This window comes from Paenibacillus sp. W2I17 (genome assembly GCF_030815985.1).
In the GTDB taxonomy this organism is placed as follows: Bacteria; Bacillota; Bacilli; order Paenibacillales; family Paenibacillaceae; genus Paenibacillus.
Genome location: NZ_JAUSXM010000001.1, coordinates 5128270 through 5142334 on the forward strand (window position 1 = coordinate 5128270; position 14065 = coordinate 5142334).

The following is a 14065-nucleotide window of genomic DNA, read 5'->3' on the forward strand; positions in this document are numbered from 1 at the left end:
ACTAAGGAGAATGGATTAGAGATGATGAGATGGCTGGATAACTATCCAAAAGAAGTGAGAATATTTTTATTAGCAAGTCTGGTTAACGCAACAGGCAGTGCCTTGATGTGGCCGCTGACCACCATGTATGTGTTTGATGAGCTTGGACGGACGATGGCCAACGCGGGTTTTGTGATCCTCATTCAGTCCCTGGGTGGCATCTTCGGACAGTTGCTCGGAGGTTCGTTGTATCACCGGGTGGGCGTAAAGAAGCTGATTATTGGCTCACTAGCGCTTAATGCGTTAGGTTTGTTTGCGCTGCCCTGGATTAGTGCGTATTGGGTCGTATTTATATGTGCGATGGGCTGGATTGGTCTGTTCAGTTCGTTGTCGCTGCCAGCGATTCAGGCCTTTATTGGCTTCCGGTTTGCGGAGCGACGCGGTGAATTATTCAATATTATCTATGTGGCGAACAATATCGGGGTGGCGATTGGTACAGCGCTGAGTGGTTTTCTGGCTGACTTTTCCTATCACCTCAGCTTTGTACTGAACGGGGTGACCTCAGCCGGGTTCGCGATTTTCTTCTGGTATTATCTGTCCCGCGTTGAACCGGATCAGGGGGAAGTACATCTGACGAAACGCAAACCCGTTCCCGATGGGCCGGGCGTCTGGGCACTGCTGGGCAATACCCGATTATATCTGTTTATGAGCTTGGGCGTGCTGTTCCTGTTATTCGGCAATTCCATCTGGAACACAGGTGTGTCCCCGTATATCATTTCTGAGGGGATGGAAAAAAGAATGTACGGTCTGCTCTGGACCCTGAACGGGGTGCTGATCTTTGTGGGCCAACCGTTTACCAGCTGGGTGAAACGGACCATGGCCCGTACCTCCACTGCCCAGATGACCGCGAGTGCGGTATTCTATGGCATGGCCTACATTGTCATGATTACCATGTACAGCTATCCAGGCATGGTGCTCGCAATGGTACTTGCCACGTTTGGAGAGATGTTGATCTCCCCTGCAACACCTGCGTTTATCTCGGAGCATGCGGGCAGGGCGGCACCTTTTTACATCGGGATATCGGGTGGAATCGGTGCTGTTGGACGGGTTATTGGCCCCTATGCGATGGGGGTCATGTATGACAAACAGGGACTTATTCCTGTAGCGTGGCTGGCAACAGGCACAGCGGCGATTGCGGTACTTGGTTTTGTATTGCACGCAGTGTTGAACCGTAATCGTGAAGTGAAGGAGTATGGGATGGACGCCTAATAGATCTAATTGGGTTGGATAGGATGCGGAAGGGAAAACGAGTTGAAGTGGACGGTAAATCCACTGTAATGTGTCTGCTCATCCGTAAATTGTATTTGACAAAAAAATATATTTATGCTATAATTTACATACAAAAACATTCCGTATATAATAAGATTCTCCTGGCCAGGGGAATCTTATTTTTGATTGTACGGGAGGAATAAGTATGAAGCAAAATGAATCCAGTATCACATCATTGATTTCGACTTTTGGCCGAGCCTATCACAGCCAATATGACACACCCCTCATTTTCGATGATTTTATGGCGAGATTGCTGATCTCTCCTCAAGAGTTTTCAGATATCAGCAATAACATGGTTAGAGGCATTCATTTTTTCAACCCGGATATGGCTCAACAGCTCAAGGACGACCCGGAAAAGGTTCTAAAATGGATTACCCAGGTACAGTTATCTCCAATAACTCTGGCTCGGGCCGCTTACTGTGAGCATGTACTTTTGCATGAAGTTGCGTTGGGATTAAAGCAGGTAGTCATTCTTGGCGCCGGGATGGATACGTTTGCTTTGAGGCATCCGGAATTGGAGGACACGCTGGATATCATTGAAGTGGATTATCCGGCTACACAGCAATTCAAGAAGGAGCGGCTGAATCAGGCCGAGCTGACTATTCCGAACAATCTTCACTTTGTACCCATGGATTTTACGCGCGAGCTTTCGAATGACAGCTTGACTCTTGAAGGGTTGAAGAAACGGAAGACGGTGGCTAGCCTCTTGGGTGTTTCGTATTATTTGCCTAAAAATGATCTGTTTAACGTGATTCGTCATGTGTTTGCGAACCTGCCATCCGGAAGCTCTATAGTTCTGGATTATGCAGATGAGCACCTTTTTGAGGAAAAAGGAATGTTTAATCGGGTTGAAAATATGATTAAATTGGCTGCAATGGGTGGTGAGCCGATGCAATCCGGCTACGCATATGTGGAGATGGAGGCCTTGCTTGATGAAGCAGGGCTGCTTATTTATGAGCATCTGACTCCCGAGGCGATTCAGGAACAGTTTTTCCAGGATCGAATCGATCATCTAAGGGCATTTGAAACGATACATTTCATTCACGCAGTAAAAAAATAAATCGATCCGGGCATGTATGGTCACCTATATAGCCCGCATTTGCATAGCAGCGGCAAACCTTCACCCTGTGGCAGGGTGAAGGTTGTTTGGTTTGATCAAAGGACCAGCACAAACCATGATTCTGTAACCAATAACATCACACGTGATACAAATGTTCAGAAATCAGGCTTGTTATAGTTCAATTCCATGTCATTCAACGTCCTCCCCTCTATTTGTGCATAATGCCCATATAATAGAATGGAACTGGTTAAAGGCAGGAGGATGCATACGATGTACAAGGTTTTGTTGGTCGATGATGAATTTATGATTTCGGACGGGATCTCCAGTGTGGTGAACTGGTCCCGATTAGGAACAGAACTGATTGGCATTGCTCAAGATGGATTGGAAGCGCTTGCTTCAATCGAGCGGCAACGCCCGGATATCATCATCTCGGACATCCGCATGCCGGGAATGGATGGGTTACAGCTGGTTGAAGCTGTGGCAGAGAAGTATCAGGATATCTCATTCATCATGCTCACGGGTTTTACGGAGTTTGAATATGCGAAGACCGCCATGCAGTATGGGGTGAAGCACTACTTGCTCAAGCCCTGCAGTGAAGAGCATCTTGTACAGGCTATTAGTGAATTGGTCAGTGAGAAGCGAGAGTTGACCGATCAGGAGCGTTTTGTGCAGTCGATCCAATATAATCTGGAGCGTGTACTGCCACATGCCAAGGAATATTTTCTGAAAGAATTGGTGACCAACAGAACATATGGGGTCAAGGAATGGAAGTATTTCGAGGAATTATTCGATGTACAGTTTCAGGATCAACGTGTGCGGTTGCTGCTGGTAGAGATCGAGGGGGATCATGAGTATTTGCACTTGTTCGCGGTGAAGAACATTGCCGAGGATATTTTTCACAATCCCATCTTAAGTGCCACGGTTGGAAGGCATGTGCTACTAATTATGGAGGACAAGTTGTCTGAAACGCAGTTGTTCCATAATATCGATGAGATTCGCGCCACATTTACCCGATATTATCATGACGATCTCACGATTGCGCTGAGCGAGCCAGGAGATCTTTCGCAGGCACGCCATTTGTACATGCAGACGCTAGTGTATCTCAATTACCGCTTTTACCTCGGTGAGGGCAGTCTCATTATGGAGCGGGATATTTACTCTCCCGGAGAGCGCATTCTTCCTGAGTTCGAATACGATCCGGAGCGGATGGTTACTGCAATCAAGGCGGGACACTGGCAGGAAGTCGGATCAGAGCTGAACCGGATGTTTCAGATGCTTGCCAGCTTGCGATACGATATATCCCAAACGAAGTCCTATCTTATTCAGATGTTTATGGAGATGATTCGACTCAGCGGCTCTGCCGAGATGAAAAGGTATATGGACCAGTTGCCAGGCATGATTGAATCCAGCACGCTGCATTCTTTTCAACAGTTTTTGCTTGCCGTCGCCAAGGAAATCACGCTGCGTCGCTATGAACAACATCGCTCCAGACAATCGCAGATGGTAGGTAGTGTGAAACAGTTGGTAGAGAAACGCTACAGGGACGAGACACTGACACTCCAGTCCATCGCCGGGGAAATATATATGAATCCAGACTACATCGGCAAAATGTTCAAAAAAGAAACCGGTGAGAAATTTACGAACTATGTGTTAAGCTACCGCATCCGTAAAGCGTTGGAGCTTCTGGATCAGGACGGGAACTGCACTGTATCCTCGCTTGCCGAGCAGACAGGGTTTGGTGCCAACTGGCCGTATTTCAGCAAAATGTTCAAGAAATACACGGGTTTCTCCCCTTCCGAGTATAAAAAAGTACCTTAAGACAGCGTTGCTACCGGCTTTTACATAGCTAATCTATATATCCGATCTACATCTAATCTGTGATCGGGCCCTGTATGCCATTCATCGGCAGCAGGGTCTTTTTTTGTCGGACAGAACTCGGTTTTGAACATCCATTTATCGGAAATGAGCATGGGAAGAAAAGGCGCTCGATTCTATCATTAGAAGTGTCATGTTAGTGAATGAACATCGAGAGTGGAGGTTGAGTGGATGGAGCTGAATCGAAGCCGGGGGATTGGACCTGGGCGTTTGAAGCCAGCTGGCAAATGGAGTTCGGTGAAAAAGGAACTTGTCCGCAACAGATACGTTTATCTGATGCTCGTTCCTGTGGTAGCCTACTATCTGATTTTCAGCTATGGGCCAATGTACGGGCTACTGATGGCATTTCAGGAATCCTACAACCCGATCAAAGGAATCTTGGCGGGTGAATGGGTTGGGTTTGACAACTTCACCATGTTTTTTGAAAGTTATTATTTCTGGCGACTGATTAAGAACACACTGATTTTGAGTTTTTACAGTATTGTGTTTGGTTTCCCGGCTCCGATTCTACTAGCACTGTTGCTGAATGAAGTCCGGAAAAAGTGGTTCAGAGGCGCAGTACAGACCATTAGTTATATGCCGCATTTCATCTCGGTTGTCGTTGTGGTTGGAATGTTGAAAACGTTCTCATCTCTGGACGGTGGGTTATTTAACGTCATTCGTGACTTTTTCGATCTGCAGCCAATTATGTTTTTGGCGGAAAAAGATATGTTCCGTCCGATGTACATCCTGTCCAACATATGGCAGGGAGCAGGCTGGGCCTCGATTATCTTTTTGGCAGCACTAAGTGGTATTGATCCACAGCTATATGAGGCTTCCAAAATCGACGGTGCAGGTCGCTGGAGACAGTTGCTACATATTACACTGCCGGGCATCATGCCCACGATAGTGATCATGTTAATTCTGCGTATGGGTGCGGTCATGAATGCAGATTTTCAGAAAATATTGCTGATGCAAACGGCACCGACCTATGAGACATCGGATGTCATATCCACCTTTGTTTATCGATCCGGTATTTTGGAGGGGAACTATACGTATTCAACCGCCATCGGACTATTTAACGGCGTCATTAATTTCGCGCTGCTCATTATCGCAAACGCGATCAGCAGAAAGCTTAACTCAACCAGTCTATGGTAATCGGAAGGTGAAGCGATGAAACAGTCTATAGGGGAACGACTTTTTGATGTATTTAATACACTGCTGCTCTTGGTGATCATGGTTTTATGCTTTTACCCGATGCTGTACGTGTTCAATTCTTCAATCAGCGACCCGGACCAGATGCTGCGTTCCCGTTCACTGATGCTCATTCCTGAAGGTTTTCAGCTGGGAGCGTACAAGTCGGTATTTCAGGATACTCGCATCTATACGGGATATATGAACACCTTGTTCTATGTTGTGGTGGGTACCGCCATTAATCTGCTCATGACTTCACTGGCTGCATATGGGCTGTCACGCGGTGATCTGATGGGCAGAAAAACGCTGATGAAATTAATTACGTTCACGATGTTCTTCGGTGGGGGTATGATTCCAACTTTTCTGCTGATTCAGAATCTGGGCATGGTGGATACCCGTTTTGCGCTTATTATTCCGGGTGCCATCAGCACGTTTTATTTCCTCATTATGAAAACAAACTTTGAGGGCATTCCGATCAGTCTGATCGAATCGGCGAAGCTTGATGGTGCCAATGACTTTCTGATTTTGTTCCGAATTGTACTGCCTTTGTCAAAGCCAATCCTGGCGGTCATGATGTTGTATTATGCGGTTGACCATTGGAATGATTATGTCGGACCGATGCTCTACCTGCGCAGTCAGGAACTGTATCCGATCCAGATTATTATGCGTGATATTCTGATCAGCAGCAGTACAGAGGCCATGGGCGCGGGCGCTGATACCGGCTTTGCCATTGGGGAGAACATCAAATATGCGACTATTATTATCTCCACACTGCCGATTATGCTGGTATATCCGTTCATCCAACGTTATTTTGTTCAGGGTGCTCTAATCGGCGCTGTGAAACAATAAAAAATGTATCCTATGGAGGCGAATTACGTGAAAAAAAGAATGGGGTCCATCTTGTTGTCATCGCTACTTACCATATCTTTACTGGCGGGCTGTACGGGTGATAATGAACCAGGTAACGCAGAACCAGCAGAAGGAACAGAACCTGCGGTTCAGGCATTAACCGAGATTCCGCTACCGATTACAAGTGAGCCATTTACCATTGACTACTGGCGCGCCAATGATGCCAAATTGACAGCTTCCTTGAACAATTTTGGCGATATGGCGGCTTATAAGGAAAAGGAGAAGCTGACAGGCATCAAAGTGAAATTCACACATCCTCCGCTTGGACAACAGCGAGACCAGTTCAATCTGCTGATCTCCACGAAGGAGCTGCCGGACGTCATTTATTATAACTGGGCGGATGCCGTTGGCGGACCGGAAAAAATGATCAAGGACGGCCGGATCATCCGGTTGAATGAATTGATCGACAGTTATGCACCGAACTTAAAGCGAATTATTGAATCCGATCCGGATGTGAAAAAGCAGATTGCACTCGACGATGGCACGATCTATATGTTCCCGCTGCTGAAGCTGGATGCATTGAAGCTGAATGCCACTTCTGGTTTAATTATGCGCCAGGATTGGCTTGATGCATTAAATCTCAAGGTACCTACCAACATCGATGAGTGGTATACGGTGCTTAAGGCATTCAAGGAACAGGACCCCAACGGAAACGGCAAGTCTGATGAGCTACCATTCACCGGAAACTGGGGACCGGGTAATCTGACCAAGCTTCATGATTTTGCCGCGGCCTTTGGTGTCATTGGTGGCTTCCAGATGAATGGAGACAAGGTGGAGTTTGGACCGATTCAGCCGGGCTACCGTGATTTCTTGGAGACCATGGCCAAGTGGTACAAGGAAGGGCTGATTGATCCCGAGATCATGACCAATGACGGCAAAGCGTTCGACTATAAGGTCACCAGCAATCTGGCAGGCGCATATCAGGGTGGCGTGTTCAGCGGCATGGGGAAATACTTCAATCTGATGAGAGATACGGATCCGAACTTTAACGTGACGGGTGTACCGTGGCCTGTATCTCCGGATGGAACTTCGTATGCAACATTTAATCTGGACGCTAAAGTGTTGACTTATGGTGAGGCTATTACAGCTTCCGCAGACGAAGACAAATTGAAATATATCGTTCAGTGGATGGACTACAACTATAGCGAAGAGGGTAGTGATCTGTTCAACTTTGGTATCGAAAATGACAGCTATGTTCGTGACGGGGAAGGTGTCAAATTCACAGATACCATCATTAATAATCCGAACGGTCTGACGTATGATCAGGCACTGGCTTCCTATGCCTTATCCATTATGGACGGTCCGATCAATCAGGATAGTCGTTATCTGGATGCATTATTATTTGACGATGGACAGCGTGCGGCAAATGCGGAATGGATGAAAGCAAGCTCAGCATTAACGCTTCCTCCAATTCGTTTGTCAACAGATGAGGTGACCACAAGTACGTCCATCATGAGCCAGGTGAATACGTATTTGAATGAAACGATGACTGCCATTATTAGCGGACAGAAACCGATCACCGAATTTGACACCATGGCCGAAACAATCAAGAGCATGGACATTGACCGGGCGATTGAGGTTCATCAGGCTGCGTATGATCGATATCAGTCCAAATAATACGTGAGAAATCGAGCGCTAAAACTTTGGGAAAACCTTCCTGTATGTGATATACCTAGTAGTATCACGTGGTTCAAAGGAGCGCTTTGGTCATGACAGCCTACCGCAAACTGAGCATCAAAATGAAAATGTTTCTGATGATTATGTTCATGATGGCGTTTATCATCATCCTGGCGTTTGGGTCCTTGTACTATACGTACTCGGTGTATGACAAACAGCTGTTTGATAAGTCGTCCCGACTGCTGAACCTTTCTTCGTCTACAGTGGATGTTGAACTTCAGAAGTTGGAAGCGTTATCATTAAACATGATCTCCGATACTCAGATTCAAAGAGCTTTGAAGTCGTTGCTGGATGACGATAGCGCATATTCAAGCTTTATTGAACGAAAGAAGATCACCGATCGGTTATGGGAGCATATTAGTGGGGCTGCACGTTATGTGCAGTCCGTTCATCTGATTGATTCCAGGGGAAGAGTCAATAAATATGGCGAGACACTAACCGTATCCCAGGAAAAATATGATCGGATGATTGCGGCAGCGGAGCAGGCCAATGGTGCAGTGCGCTGGCTATACCCGGATGACGATGACCCGATGCTGGTTATGGTGCGTCAAGTGCGAGCCTATGAACCGATGACCCTGGAACCGGTAGGCATACTGTTTCTGCGTATTAATATCGAGCGACTCGTTGAGGAGTATGCGGGCATCGATAGCCAGGACAGTGACATTATTTTAAAAGCAGGCAGTGAAGTTGTCTATCCATATCGCCAGCTAACGGAAGCGGTGTCCGCCGGACTGAATCCACTTCCAGGCAGTGGGGGATATGAGATCAAGAAGCTGGATGGGAGGGAGATATTTCTTTCCCAGAAGAAATCCGCCTACACCGGCTGGGTTTACTATAATATGGCCTCTTATGATGAAATTTTTGAACGTATTATATGGTTGAAAAATATACTGATCGTCGTTTATCTTATCGCCATTCTGGTTGTTCTCGCGCTTGGTATGGTGTTCGCACGAAGTCTGACGAGGCCGATCAGGCAGCTCATCAGTCAGATGAAGGAAGTACAGTATGGGGATCTGGAGAATATGGATGCCAATCTGACCATTCCAACACATCAGCACATGGATGAACTGGGGTTATTACAGCGTACGTATCGACTGATGATTACACATATTAATACATTGATCAAAGAAAATTATGCAAGCCAGTTGGTCATTAAAGAAACGGAGTTCAAGGCGCTGCAGGCGCAGATCAATCCCCACTTTTTGTATAATGCGCTGGATTCGATCCATTGGCTCGCCAAAAAGAACAGGCAGGAGCAAATCTCCAGTATGGTGCTATCACTCGGATATTTGCTGCGTTCCTCCATCAGCTTCAAGCAAAATATCATTACGATTGCTGAAGAACTGGAGATCGTCAATCATTACATCACCATTCAGACCTACCGTTTCCGGCAACGGCTGGATTTCCGTATGGATGTGCCTGCTCCCTATCTGGGGTGTGCCATTCCTAAATTGACCCTACAGCCCCTACTGGAGAATGCCATTCAATACGGTTTGGAACCACAGGTTGGATCATGTCTGATTCGAGTGTATGCCGAGATATCAGGTGGCAAGCTAGCCCTTATCGTGGAGGATCACGGTCCCGGCATGGAACCCGAATATGTGGAACAGGTGCTGCGCGGTGAAGTGAAAACCAGAGGCACAGGTATTGGTCTACTGAATATCAGGGAGCGGGTACGTCTGGCTTTTGGAGAAGAATATGATGTTCTGCTGGAGAGCAAGCCGGGGCATGGAACGAGAGTAACGGTGCTGCTGCCACCCCCATCACCAGGTAAGGAGGAGAAGCTATGGGAAGATGGATGCGAATGATAGGCATGCTCTGCCTTATGCTGACTCTTCCTGGCTGCGTGAACCAGTTGGATCAAAGGCCAGGCATGATTGTGGAAGAAGAGCCGATAACGCTGCGCATCGCTTGGTGGGGTGGGGAGTTCCGCAACAATGCAACGATAGCTGTTATCGACCTGTATGAGAAGTTGAATCCACATGTGAACATCGAATACGAATACAGCAGTTTCAATGAATACTGGAGAAAACTTGCCCCACACGCAGCAGGCAATGCGTTGCCCGACATTATCCAGATGGACATCTCCTATCTGTCCCAGTACAGTTCGCTGCAACTGTTGGAGGATATGACGCCGTACATGCAGAGCGGGCTGATTGACACGACAGATATTGAGAAGGAACAGCTGGAGAGTGGTAGCCTGAATGGAAAAACCTATGGTCTCAGTTTGGGGGTTAACGCCATGCTCAGCATCTATGATCCGGAAGTGTTGAAGGCCAATGATATTGAATTGCCAACGGATACGTGGACATGGGCGGATTTTGACCGGATGGGCGAGCAATTGCTCGGGAAAGGCATCTATCTGGGAACCTATTTCACGCCGGAACAGTTTTTCGCGTATTATTTGAGACAGTACGGTTCCAAGCTGTACGCCGAGGATGGCAAGAGATTGGGGTATGAGGATGATGGGTTGTTTATTGATTACTTTGGCAGGATGCAGCAGCTCGCGGAGAAGAAACTTATTTTTGCACCGGATATCTGGACGTCAGATATTGGCCAGCCTGATAACGACCCGTTTTATCTGGGAGAGGCTTTGTTTAGCTGGGGGTATTCCAACCAATTTATCAGCACCGCTCAGCGTTATGGCAAACCCTTAACCATCTCCCCAATGCCAGGGCCAAACAGCCAGGATGGATTGTTCTTGAAGCCAGGCATGTTTTTCTCCATGGCGGGTAATTCCAGACATAAGGAGGAAGCGGCCAAGTTCATCAGCTTTTTTGTGAATGATTTGGATGCCAATCTGCTGCTCAAAGGGGAGCGGGGTGTGCCTGTCTCATCCAGTGTCAAAGAGCGGATGAAGCTGGTGGTTGAACCGGAGCTGGCGCAGGTGTTTGATTATATTGATTGGGTTGCGGATAACAGCACTCAGATGGATCCGCCTGATCCTGTAGGTGCGCCAGAGGTCACTGCGGTATTGCGTGAATTGTATGATCTCCTACTGTTTGGCAAAATTACGCCTGAGCAGGCGGCGGTGGAATTTCGTGAACGGGCGAACGAAATACTGGGTGGGAAGTTATAACGAATAGTAAATATAAGAACAACCTTCACCTCTAGTACAGAGGGAAGGTTGTTTTGCTGTTGTTATAGTGACTTATTTGTACAACTCATATATTGAACTTAAAGCGTTTAAGCCCTGCCTTTAACCAAACTGGGCTTGATGCAGTCGGCTGTATGAGCCTTTACGCGCGAGCAGTTCTTCATGACTTCCTTGTTCAGCGACACTGCCGTTCTCCACGACCACGATGCGATCCGCGTGTCTTATGGTTGCCAGTCGATGGGCAATCACCAATGTTGTACGTCCCTGAGCCAGCTCGGACAAGGCCAGTTGAATGGCAGCTTCCGTCTCGGTATCGAGAGCGGATGTAGCTTCATCCAGAATGAGAATTGGCGGGTTTTTCAGGATCATTCTGGCGATGGACAAACGTTGCTTCTGTCCGCCGGACAATTTCACGCCACGTTCACCGATCATGGTGTCCAGTCCATCTGGCTGGGATTGTACCAGCTCTTCCAATTGGGCCCGGCGAATGGCTTGCCAGATTTCCTCATCGGAAGCATTCAGTTTGCCGTATGCAATATTTTCTCGAATCGTTCCATCAAACAGGAAAATATCCTGCTGCACAATCCCGATATGGGAGCGCAGTGATTCCAGTGTCATGTCCTTCACCGGAATGCCATCAATGGAGATATGTCCTGCATCCACATCGTAGAAACGTGGGATCAGACTGCATAACGTCGTTTTACCTCCGCCCGAAGGTCCAACCAGAGCAACCGTCTGGCCTGCCTGGATATCCAGATTGACCTGAGACAGCGTAGGTTTGTGTTCTCCATAAGAAAAGGTAACGTTATGGAAAGCAATATCACCTTTGACATCCGGAATCGGTTTTGCCTGTGGTGTATCTTCTACATCAGGTACAGCCTCAAGCAACTCCAGGTAACGTCTGAATCCAGCGATGCCTTTGGGATACGTCTCGATGACGGAGTTAATCTTCTCGATCGGTCCAAGGAATACATTGGATAACATCACAAAAGCGATGAATTCCCCGTAGGTCATACTGCCTTGAATGACAAACCAGGTTCCACATACCAGTACAAACAGCGATACAAATTTCATCAGAATGAAGCTGAGTGAAGAGTTCCAGGCCATAATACGGTAGGTGATTAGTTTTGTAAGCCGGAAACGTTCGTTGTTCTCAACGAAACGTCCTACTTCATGTTTTTCATTGGCAAAAGCTTGTACCACACGGATGCCGCTCACATTGTTCTCTACTCGTGCATTATAATCGGCGATATCCGCAAACATACGCTTGAACGCCTTGGACATTTTGCGACTGAAATACAGTGACAGGTAGATCATCAGCGGCACAATGATGAACGTCATCACAGCAAGCTGCCAGTTGATCCCCAGCATAATCCCGAAAGCTCCGGCGAGTGTCATGAGGGCAATGAATAGATCCTCGGGTCCGTGATGCGCGATCTCACCAATATCCATCAGATCGTTGGTCATGCGGGAGACCAGATGCCCGGTCTTATTGTTATCGAAGAAGCGGAAGGACTGTTTCTGTACACGCTGGAACAGTTCACGCCGCATATCGGATTCGATGTTAATACCAAGCTTGTGGCCCCAATAGGTGACTGCATAATGGAAAAAGGAACTGAGCAGGTAGATACCGAGTAGTCCGACACATGCCGCTAAGATCATGGACCAATTGCCAGCCGGAAGCAGTTGATCGACCACCCGGTTAACGGCGAGTGGAAAGGCCAGCTCCAGCAGCGCGGCGGCGATGGCACAGGAGAAGTCCAATATAAAGAGCCTTTTGTAAGGACGATAATAAGACATAAAACGGCGAAGCATATGTAAGTCCTCCTCGATATGACACAAATGCCCGAGCAGGCTCATTAGCCTGTCCGGACACCTGTATTCATGCTTATGTTATTTGCGGTTTTGCTCGGCACGTTCTACGATCATATCGGCGAATTCTTCAGCCTGACCTTGAATCGCAATCGGGTCGAAGTACCAGTAACGGTCTTCCAGCAACTCATACACCTGATTGTTTTTCACAGCCGGCAGGGATTGCCAGATAGAGTCACCTTGGTAATTTTTATTGTTCTCTCCAACGGTTAAGAAGATATGATCCCCTGCATAATCACCAACTACTTCACGCGAAATTTCTTTCCATTGGGTATCACCCATCAGTTCTTTTTTGGTGATTTCGAGTGGGGCAAGTTGCAAAGCACTGTAGACCGCTTGTCCTCCTCGACCAAAATTATCTCCATATCCATAATAACTTTTGTCGGATACCTCAAGGATGGAGAAGGTTTCCTCCGGTTTGATGACTGTTTTCACCTTGGCACGAGCGGCTTCAATCCGTTCATCGTACGTTTTCAGCCATGCTTCGGCTTCTTCGGATTTGTTCATCAGCTCTCCGAATCCCTGGATTTCGTCATGTACATTGGTGAATGTACCGTACGGAATGACCACAGTTGGTGCGATTTTTTTATAACTTTCAATCTCTTCGGCTTGATCAGAGTAGGTAATGATCAGATCCGGGTTCAAGGCAATAACCTTCTCCATGGATACCGCTGCCCGATCACCGATACTTTCGATGCCCGCCACCTGATCTGCATAGAACGGGTTTTCCAAATAATATTGAACAGCCCCAACGGGTTTCACACCCAGTGCGAGCAGATCACTTACGTACATATCCGTGACGATTCGTTTCGGTTCAGCCGGAATCTCAACATCTCCGCTTAATGACTTGTAGATCCGTGTAGCATTTGAATTGTCTGAAACGGACGACGTGTCTGTGTTCGTCTCAGAAGAGGCTGTTGTCGTTTCGGTTCCCGCTGCCGATGTCTGTTCAGTGGCAGTCGAGCCTGTTCCGCTGCTACATGCAGCCAGAATCATAATGATGGCGAGCATAAGTAGCAAGCCCGAGAAGCGTTTTTTTGCAGCAAACATATTTTTGTTCCCCCTGTGTATAATCAATAATGATTATTATTCTC

General features: G+C 47.2%; 10 protein-coding genes. 8 read left to right on the top strand and 2 right to left on the bottom strand.

The window, feature by feature from the left end:
• Positions 1-24 precede the first annotated feature (24 nt).
• The 8 genes from QF041_RS22975 to QF041_RS23010 all read left to right on the top strand — a co-directional run bounded on the left by QF041_RS22975 (position 25) and on the right by QF041_RS23010 (position 11081).
• Positions 25-1248, top strand: a complete 1224-nt coding sequence (locus tag QF041_RS22975; RefSeq protein WP_307417039.1) for an MFS transporter — start codon at positions 25-27, stop codon at positions 1246-1248.
• 205 nt (positions 1249-1453) lie between these two features.
• On the top strand, positions 1454-2368 hold the full coding sequence (locus QF041_RS22980; protein WP_307415815.1) for a class I SAM-dependent methyltransferase: 915 nt from the start codon (positions 1454-1456) through the stop codon (positions 2366-2368).
• Positions 2369-2638: 270 nt separating this feature from the next.
• Positions 2639-4186 (top strand): response regulator, encoded by a 1548-nt coding sequence (locus QF041_RS22985; protein WP_307415816.1) that lies wholly within the window; start codon positions 2639-2641, stop codon positions 4184-4186.
• Between the two features lie 333 nt (positions 4187-4519).
• Positions 4520-5380: an ABC transporter permease gene (locus QF041_RS22990; RefSeq protein WP_235193717.1), complete on the top strand. Its 861-nt coding sequence runs from the start codon at positions 4520-4522 to the stop codon at positions 5378-5380.
• 15 nt (positions 5381-5395) lie between these two features.
• Positions 5396-6265: a carbohydrate ABC transporter permease gene (locus tag QF041_RS22995; RefSeq protein ID WP_076209737.1), complete on the top strand. Its 870-nt coding sequence runs from the start codon at positions 5396-5398 to the stop codon at positions 6263-6265.
• A gap of 27 nt (positions 6266-6292) precedes the next feature.
• Positions 6293-7942, top strand: a complete 1650-nt coding sequence (locus QF041_RS23000) for a type 2 periplasmic-binding domain-containing protein (protein WP_307415820.1) — start codon at positions 6293-6295, stop codon at positions 7940-7942.
• Positions 7943-8034: 92 nt separating this feature from the next.
• Entirely contained in the window at positions 8035-9810 is a 1776-nt protein-coding gene (locus tag QF041_RS23005) for a sensor histidine kinase (RefSeq protein ID WP_307415821.1), read from the top strand.
• Positions 9789-11081: an ABC transporter substrate-binding protein gene (locus QF041_RS23010; RefSeq protein ID WP_307415823.1), complete on the top strand. Its 1293-nt coding sequence runs from the start codon at positions 9789-9791 to the stop codon at positions 11079-11081. The genes QF041_RS23005 and QF041_RS23010 overlap by 22 nt, the downstream gene beginning before the upstream one ends.
• Before the next feature lie 120 nt (positions 11082-11201).
• Here QF041_RS23010 and QF041_RS23015 read toward each other — a convergent pair whose 3' ends face one another.
• On the bottom strand, positions 11202-12914 hold the full coding sequence (locus tag QF041_RS23015) for an ABC transporter ATP-binding protein (RefSeq protein WP_036612711.1): 1713 nt from the start codon (positions 12912-12914) through the stop codon (positions 11202-11204).
• Between the two features lie 78 nt (positions 12915-12992).
• Positions 12993-14021 carry an iron-hydroxamate ABC transporter substrate-binding protein gene (locus QF041_RS23020; RefSeq protein ID WP_307415824.1) on the bottom strand — a complete coding sequence of 343 codons (1029 nt, stop codon included), beginning with the start codon at positions 14019-14021 and terminating at the stop codon, positions 12993-12995.
• Between the last annotated feature and the right edge of the window lie 44 nt (positions 14022-14065).